General features: G+C 72.5%; 6 protein-coding genes. 2 read left to right on the top strand and 4 right to left on the bottom strand.

Translation table 11 applies throughout. From position 1 onward, the window contains the following. A partial coding sequence (locus tag Q0L11_RS09785) for a CAP domain-containing protein (RefSeq protein ID WP_296596970.1) occupies window positions 1-692 on the top strand: 692 nt, incomplete at its 5' end. Window positions 693-787: 95 nt separating this feature from the next. Beyond that, window positions 788-1,861 carry an NADH:flavin oxidoreductase gene (locus Q0L11_RS09780; RefSeq protein ID WP_296596968.1) on the top strand — a complete coding sequence of 358 codons (1,074 nt, stop codon included), beginning with the start codon at window positions 788-790 and terminating at the stop codon, window positions 1,859-1,861. 188 nt (window positions 1,862-2,049) lie between these two features. Here Q0L11_RS09780 and glcF read toward each other — a convergent pair whose 3' ends face one another. Genes glcF through Q0L11_RS09760 form a run of 4 tightly spaced genes read right to left on the bottom strand, consistent with a single transcriptional unit; the run spans window position 2,050 to window position 7,155 of the window. Then, on the bottom strand, window positions 2,050-3,336 hold the full coding sequence (glcF, locus tag Q0L11_RS09775) for a glycolate oxidase subunit GlcF (RefSeq protein ID WP_296596966.1): 1,287 nt from the start codon (window positions 3,334-3,336) through the stop codon (window positions 2,050-2,052). Beyond that, window positions 3,333-4,505: a glycolate oxidase subunit GlcE gene (gene glcE / locus Q0L11_RS09770; protein ID WP_296596965.1), complete on the bottom strand. Its 1,173-nt coding sequence runs from the start codon at window positions 4,503-4,505 to the stop codon at window positions 3,333-3,335. The genes glcF and glcE overlap by 4 nt, the downstream gene beginning before the upstream one ends. Then, the gene (locus Q0L11_RS09765; protein ID WP_296596964.1) at window positions 4,505-5,992 is read right to left on the bottom strand and encodes an FAD-linked oxidase C-terminal domain-containing protein; all 1,488 of its coding nucleotides are present in this window, start codon (window positions 5,990-5,992) and stop codon (window positions 4,505-4,507) included. The genes glcE and Q0L11_RS09765 overlap by 1 nt, the downstream gene beginning before the upstream one ends. Window positions 5,993-6,042: 50 nt before the next feature. Next, window positions 6,043-7,155 carry an MBL fold metallo-hydrolase gene (locus Q0L11_RS09760; protein ID WP_296596963.1) on the bottom strand — a complete coding sequence of 371 codons (1,113 nt, stop codon included), beginning with the start codon at window positions 7,153-7,155 and terminating at the stop codon, window positions 6,043-6,045. Between the last annotated feature and the right edge of the window lie 187 nt (window positions 7,156-7,342).

The following is a 7,342-nucleotide window of genomic DNA, read 5'->3' as shown; positions in this document are numbered from 1 at the left end:
CCTGGACCCGGTACGAGGCGCGGCTGCGCGAGCGGCTGCGCGACGGAGGCGGCCTCAAGTTCGACGACGCCAGCGCGCGCGCCGCCCTGGAGGCGACCAACGCCCACCGCCGCGCCGCGGGGGCCGCGCCGCTGGATTGGCACGACGAGCTGGCCGCCGCCGCCCGCGCCCACGCCGCCGACCAGGCCGCGCGGGACTATGTGGAGCACCTGTCGCCCGAGGGTTTCGACCCCAGCCACCGCTTCTGGCTGCTGGGGCGGACGACGATCGGCTCGCCGTCCGAGAACATCGCCTACCACCGCGCCGAGGGGCCGCCGGCGAGCGCCGCCGAGCTGGTGGGACGCTGGCGCCGGAGCCCCGGCCACTGGCGCAACCTGCTGCGGGCCAGCCACACCCACGCGGCCTATGGCGCCGTGCGCGGTCGCGACCGGATCTGGCTGGTGGGACTGTACACGCGCCCGGTGGCGACGCTTGCCGAGCCCCTGCCCTTCCGTCCGCGCGGGCCGGACGTCGCGCGCGCCCTGCGCAGCCTGCCCGGCGAGCACCGCGCCCGGGTCGCCGCCCCGCAGGGCAGCCGCCGGGGACGGGCCGACGGCGGGTCGGGCGTCCTGCAGATCACCGCCATCCGCCGGGTGGACGCCACCGCCTTCGACGTAGTCGGCGGCCCGATCTTCCTGACGGCGGAGGGGTAGGCCCCGCCGTCCTGGCGGCGCTTGCAGAAAGGCTGGTTTGCCGGACCTTGCGGAAGGCGGCTAAGCCTCGCCGCAGTCCGCACCCGGAGGCTCCCTTGGCTGACCTGTTCGCGCCCCTGTCCATGGCCCACGGGCCGGCCCTGAAGAACCGCTTCATGCTGGCGCCGCTGACCAACCTGCAGAGCCATCCCGACGGGACGCTGTCGGACGACGAGTTCACCTGGCTGACCAAGCGGGCGCAGGGCGGGTTCGGCCTGACGATGACCTGCGCGGCGCACGTCCAGGCGGTGGGTCAGGGCTTCCCCGGCCAGCTCGGCGTGTTCGGCGACCAGCACCTGGAAGGCCTGTCGCGCCTGGCGGCGGCGATCAAGGCGGCGGGCAGCGTCTCGGCGCTGCAGATGCACCACGCGGGCAACCGCTCGCCGAAGGACCTGGTGGGCCAGCCGGTCTGTCCGTCGGACGATCCCGAGACGGGGGCCCGCGGCCTGTCGCTGGGCGAGGTGGAGCAACTGGTGGAGGACTTCGTCGCCGCCGCCGTGCGCTCGGAGAAGGCCGGGTTCGACGGCGTCGAGATCCACGGCGCCCACGGCTACATCCTGGCCCAGTTCCTCTCGCCCGAGATCAACAAGCGCGAGGACCGCTACGGCGGCTCGCTGGAGAACCGGGCGCGGATCATCTTCGAGATCATCGACGGCGTGCGGGCGCGGACGGGCAAGGACTTCCAGCTCGGCCTGCGGCTTTCGCCCGAGCGGTTCGGCCTGAAGCTGGCGGAGATCGTCGAGGTGGCGCAGTCGGTGCTGACCGACGGGCGGATCGACTACCTCGACATGTCGCTGTGGGACGTCTTCAAGGAGCCGGTGGAGGAAGCGTTCCAGGGCCGCAGCCTGATGAGCTACTTCACCGAACTGAAGCGCGGGAACGTGCGGCTGGGGGTGGCGGGCAAGGTCACGACGCCGGCGATCGCGGCGAAGATGCTGGACGACGGAGCCGACTATGTCCTGATCGGCCGGGCGGCGATCCTGCACCACGACTTCCCGGAGCGGGCGCGCGATGCGGCCTTCACGCCCATCGCCCTACCGGTCACCGCCGAATATCTGGCCAACGAGGGCCTGGGACCGGCGTTCGTGAAGTACATGTCCACCTGGCCCGGCTTCGTCCAGGCCGCCTGAGTCCCGGCGTGCGTGGCGGGCGTTCCAGAGGGTGAGCGCCAGCACGATGGCGGCGTAGAGGCCGAACGCCGCCAGCAGGACTTCCGCGTTGATCGTGACGTGCGCCATGGGGACTTTCCTCGATAGGGCGCAGCTTCGCGGATTTGACGCCACGAGGAAATTCCGTGCGGCTACGTCCGTAGTACTACCTAGGCCGTTGGCGCGCGGACCCGCGCCAGGGCGGCGGGGCGCGGGCCGCCGGTGGCCCAGTCCAGCAGCTCGACGGGATGGACCACGGGGGCGTCGAGCACGGGGGCGAGCTGGGCCATGCAGCCCACGTTGCCGGCGGCGACAGCGACCGCGCCAGCGGCGTTGATGTTGGCGGCCTTGCGGTCGCGCAGCCGCGTGGCGAGTTCGGGCTGCAGGATGTTGTAGACCCCGGCCGAGCCGCAGCAGAGATGGCCCTCGGCGACGGGGCGCACGTCGAAACCCGCCTCGGCCAGCAGGCGCGGCGGGGCGGCCTTGATCTGCTGGCCGTGCTGCAGCGAGCAGGCGGCGTGGTAGGCGATCGTGAGCGGCGGCACGCGCACGCGCTCGGGCAAGCCGACCTCGGCGATGAACTCCAGCACGTCGCGCGCCGGGACGGCCTCGCCGACGATGCGGCGGTAGGCCTTCAGCATGGTCCCGCAGCCGGCGGCCGTGGTCACGATGGCGTCCACCTTGCCGGCCCTGGCCCAGGCGGCGAGGTTGGCGCGCGCCATGGCCTTGGCCTCGTCGGCGCGGCCCAGATGCTCGGACAGGGCCCCGCAGCAGACCTCGCCCTCGGCCTGTACGACCTCGTAGCCGGCGCGGGTGAGCAGGCGGATGGCGGCGGTCCGCACCTGGGGCGTGACCTCCGGCTCGACGCAGCCCTGCAGCAGCACCACCCGGCCACGCGCCGGACCGCGCGGGAGAAGCGACGGCGAGGCCGTGGCCGGCCCCAGCGGGGAGGCGTCGCCGCGGGGCGCGGGGAGCAGGCGCAGCATCGCGGCCAGAGGCTTCAGCCCCAGCCGTTCCAGAATTGGCTGCAGCGGTCGCGCCAGCCGGCCCAGCCGCAGGGCCCAGCGCAGCCGCGCCGGCCGGGTCAGCACCCGCGCCAGCAGGCCGCGCAGGACCCGCTCCGGCCACGGGCGCGCGTGGTGCGCCTCGATGTAGGCGCGGGCGTGGTCGATGAGCTGGGCGTAGTCGACGCCGGACGGGCAGGTGGTGGTGCAGGCCAGGCACGAAAGGCAGCGGTCGACGTGGGTCACGGTCGCCGGCGCGGGCGGGGCGCCGCTCTCCAGCATTTCCCGGATCAGCTCGATGCGGCCGCGCGGGCTGTCGCGCTCGTCGCCCAGCAGGACATAGGTCGGGCAGGTGGCCGTGCAGAAGCCGCAGTGGACGCACTTGCGGATGGCCGCGGCGCTGGCGGCGGTGGCGGGGTCGGCGAGTTGCTCGGGCGTGAAGGCGGTCTTCATGCGGCGCCCTCCAGGCGGCCCGGATTGAGCACGCCCAGCGGGTCGAAGGCGGCCTTCACCCGGTCCTGCAGCGCGCCCAGGGCGCCGTCGCGCGGACCGAACGCCGGGGCGCCGCGCAGGCAGAGGGCGTGGCCGCCCAGCGCCTTCGCCACCGCCCTCACCTTGGCGGCCGGCTCCTCGGTGAGCAGCCAGGCGAGGCCGCCGGCCCAGTCGTAGAGCGCGTCGCCCGGCAGGCCGTGCGGCCCGCGCCAACCCGCGGCGGGGGGCAGGGACAGGCGCCAAAGGGGCCGGGGATCGCCCGCGAAGGCCTCGACCTCCCGGATCTGGACCCAGAAGTCGCGGCTGTGCTCGCCGTCCAGCGCGTCGATGCGGCCGTAGCCCTTCAGCGCGCCGAGCAGGCCATCGACGCGGGCGGCCACCGAGGCCTCGAAGCCTTCCAGCCGCAGGGCCGTCGTCGGCATCTCGGCCTTCAGCGGCCGGGCGCGGGCGGCGAAGGCCGGAAGGTGCGCGGCGGCCGAGACCTCCCAGGGGCCGTTCATGGCGATGGCCATCGCCTCGCTGGCGCGCACGTCGGGCAGGCCGAACAGCAGCAGCGTGGTCTCGGCGCGGGGGGCGGGCAGCACCTTGATGGTGACCTCGGTGAGGATCGCCAGCGTGCCCCACGATCCGGCCATCAGCTTCATCAGGTCGTAGCCGGTGACGTTCTTCACGACCTTCCCGCCGGCCTTGAAGATTTCGCCGCGCCCGGACACCGCCTCGAAGCCCAGGAAGTGGTCGCGCGCCGCGCCGGCGCGGATGCGGCGCGGCCCGGAGAGGTTGGCCGCCAGCACGCCGCCCAGGGTGGGCTCGCCGCGCGACCCGACCAGGCGCGTCCAACGCGGCGGCTCGAAGGCCAACATCTGTCCGCGTGCGGCGACCAGCTTCTCGAGGTCGGCCATCCGCACGCCGGGCTGGGCCGTGAGCACCAGTTCCTCCGGCGCGTAGTCGACGATGCGGTCCAGCCGCTGGGTGGAGAGTACGAGGTCGACCGGATCGAGCTGGCCGATCCCTCGTTTCGTGCCACCGCCCACCACCTCGATGTGGCGCGCGGCCGCGCCGGCCTCGGCGACGAGGGACTGCACCTCCTCGGGGGTCGTGGGCTTCAGCATGCGGGCCGTGGTGTCGATCATCAGAACCGCGGCAGTTCGGGGAAGGCCAGCTTGCCCCGGTGGACGTGCATCCGGCCGAGTTCGGCGCAGCGATGGAGCGTCGGGAAGACTTTGCCGGGGTTGAGCAGCAGGCCGGGGTCGAAGGCGCACTTCACCCGCTGCTGGCAGGCGAGGTCCGTTGGATCGAACATCTCGGGCATCAGGTCGCGCTTCTCGACGCCCACGCCGTGCTCGCCGGTGAGCACGCCGCCCACCGCCACGCAGAGCTTCAGGATGTCGGCGCCGAAGGCCTCGGCCTTCTCCAGGTCCCCGGGAATGTCGGCGTCGTAGAGGATCAGGGGGTGCAGGTTGCCGTCGCCGGCGTGGAAGACGTTGGCGACGCCCAGTCCGTACTGCGCGGAGAGCTCGGCGATGCGGGTCAGCACCTGCGGCAGGGCGCGGCGCGGGATCGTGCCGTCCATGCAGAAGTAGTCGGGGGCGATGCGGCCCACGGCGGGGAAGGCGGCCTTGCGGCCGGCCCAGAAGGCCAGGCGTTCGGCCTCGGTCTCGGAGATCCGCAGGAAGTCGGCGCCCCGGGCCTCGGCCAGGCCGCGGATGTGGCCGGTCAGTTCGGCGCATTCGGCGGCGGGACCGTCCAGCTCGACGATCAGCAGGGCGGCGGCGTCCACCGGATAGCCCGCGCCGACGAACGCCTCGGCCGCGCGGATCGCCGGGTTGTCCATCATCTCCAGGCCGGCGGGGATCACGCCCCCGGCGATGATGTCGCCGACGGTGGCGGCTGCGCCCTCGACGGTGGGAAAGCCCAGGAGCAGGGCCTTGGCGGTCTCGGGCTTCGGCAGGATACGGACCGTTACCTCCGTCACGACGCCCAGCAGGCCCTCCGAGCCCGTGACGAGACCCAGCAGGTCGTAGCCCTCAGCGTCCATGGCCTTGCCGCCCAGACGGACCACCTCGCCGGTCATCAGCACCAGCTCGCAGCCGAGCAGGTTGTTGGTGGTCAGGCCGTACTTCAGGCAGTGAACGCCGCCCGAGTTCTCGGCCACGTTGCCCCCGATGGTGCAGGCGATCTGGCTGGAGGGGTCGGGCGCGTAATAGAACCCCTGCCCTTCCACGGCGGCGGTGACGCCCAGGTTGGTGACTCCCGGCTGCACCACGGCGCAGCGGTTGGCGTAGTCCACCTCCAGCACGCGGTTGAATTTCGACAGGCCCAGCACGACGCCGTCGGCCAACGGCAAGGCGCCGCCCGACAGCGAGGTGCCGGCCCCGCGGGGCACCACCTTCACGCCGTTGGCGTGGCACCAGGCCAGGATCTCGGAGACCTGGGCCGTCGTCTCGGGCAGCACCACCGCGATCGGCGTCTGGCGGTAGGCGGACAGGCCGTCGCTCTCGAACGGCACGAGCCCCGCGGCCTCGGCGACGACGCCCTCACCCGGCACGATCCTCTGCAACGCCCGCACGATCTCGCCCTTGCGGGCGATCAGCGCGGCCTCCGGGATGGGCATGTGCATGCCCCATGCCTACGCGGAGACTCGGGCGCGCTCCAGCGGGATGTGCGGGTTCAGCCGGGCGGCGGGCCAACCCGCTGGCAGATCGCCGCCGGCGTCGGCGCCTCGCCGGGCGCCCGGCCGCTCATCGGCGCGCCATCAGCCCACAGGGTGACGGGTTGGAAGACCGATGCGAAACGCACGGTCACCTGGTCCTGGCAGGCTCGCCGGGCGACGAGCTTCAAGCTGCCGGCGGCATTGTCGAACGGCCAACCCAGGATCGACAGCTCAGGGCGGAACGACCCGAAGTCGTCCCAGTGGACCGGAATGACCAGGGGCTTGTGCTGCGATGTCAGCGGGGCCGGCGTCGCTGACGCATCGAATACGACACGCTTCCAATAGAGGTCGGTTACGCTTGGCGGCTGGTCTCCCAGTCTCGCGACTCCGAGGAAGACCACGTGCGGCTTGAGCGCGGCGAAGCTGACGTCCGGCACGTTGGCGCTGGGGTAGAGCAGCACCCTCAGCCCGTTCTTGTGGATCACCATGTACGAGAAGTTCGGGCCCATCTGATAGGCCAGGGCGGGCGCATCCCGGGGCACCCGCGTCTTGATCTCCTCTCGCGCCGGCCCGCCCGGGGAATGCGGCGTCTCGTATGCGGTGATCGTGAAATCGCCGATCTCGCGAGACATGCGCCCTTTGCCGATGAGCCAGAACCTGGCGGGGTCGTCCACGGGATACCCTCGGCCTTCGGCGACGAACCGGACGGATTCCGAGCCGGCAAGCACCGGAGGCCGGCCGGGCGTGAAGCGACCCGCCGACATCGCCACGTCGGGCGCGTCCAGCACATGGTCGTGGTGGGCGTGGGCGACCAGCACCGCGCCGAGGCGGGTGACGCCTGCACGATCCAGCCCTCGCCCGATCTTGCCGAGGTTGGGGCGCATGGCGAGGGCGACCGTGGGCCAGGCCGGCCGCGTGAAGAACCCATCCAGCAGGATCTGGGTCTGGCCGTCGTCGAGCAGGATCGTGCTGACGCCCATGAACTGGGCTCGGACCTCACCGGGCCGGATCGCGCCTACGGCCGGCTCGAGGTCCGGCGCGTAGTCAGCGGTCTTCGGCGCCGCCTCGGCCGCGCCGCCCAGGATCAAGCACATTAGCGCCGCGCACGCGGCGGACCCGATACGTCCCACGATGGCCCCCTACCTGATCGGGAGCCACGCTAGCAGCTTTACCGAGACACACAACGCATGGTGGCGTCTGTGACAGACGCCACCTTACCGACCCTCGAACTGCGGGGTGCGCTTCTCGTTGAAGGCGCCGACGCCCTCGCGGCGGTCGTGGGTGGTGAAGAGGTGGTTGTAGACGGTGAGCTCCAGG

Source organism: Phenylobacterium sp., assembly GCF_024508875.1.
In the GTDB taxonomy this organism is placed as follows: Bacteria; Pseudomonadota; Alphaproteobacteria; order Caulobacterales; family Caulobacteraceae; genus Phenylobacterium.
The sequence above is the reverse complement of the archived record's forward strand: the minus strand, read 5'-3'. Positions and strand labels throughout refer to the sequence as shown.